The organism is Pseudomonas sp. QLc11A (assembly GCF_052112305.1).
GTDB lineage: Bacteria > Pseudomonadota > Gammaproteobacteria > Pseudomonadales > Pseudomonadaceae > Aquipseudomonas > Aquipseudomonas laurylsulfatiphila.
Map to the genome: position 1 here is coordinate 1 of NZ_JAVAJJ010000056.1, position 416 is coordinate 416.

Genomic DNA, 416 nt, shown 5'->3' on the forward strand with positions numbered 1-416 from the left:
CCGCCCACTGCGTCCTTGATGGATTCAGTGACGATGGTCGGACCGGTGTAAACGTCGTTGCCGACGCTGACCGGCAGGCTACCGGAGCTCTGACCTTCGGCGATGGTGATGACCTTGCCGCTGTCCAACGTCACGGTCACTGGACCGTTCTGCGCAGTGACTGGTTTGCCCTGGGCATCGGTCAGCGTGGCGGTGTAGGTGATGGTGCCGTTTTCATCCACGCTCGGGGTGGCGGTCAGGGTCACCGTAGTGGTGTCGTTGACATCGTTGACCGTGGTTTCCACCGGGGTCTTGATCGGGTTGATGGACTCTAGGTTGCCGCCGTCGGCCGATTTAATCGACTCGGTCACGGTGGTTGGACCGGTGTAAACGTCGTTGCCGACGGTCACTGGCAGGCTGCCGGAGCTCTGACCTTC

At 61.5% G+C, this 416-nt stretch carries 1 protein-coding gene; it reads right to left on the reverse strand.

Annotated features, from left to right (window positions below; translation table 11 throughout):
- Nucleotides 1–416: immunoglobulin-like domain-containing protein (locus tag Q8X48_RS29860; protein WP_407802672.1), on the reverse strand; the 416-nt coding region annotated here is incomplete at both ends.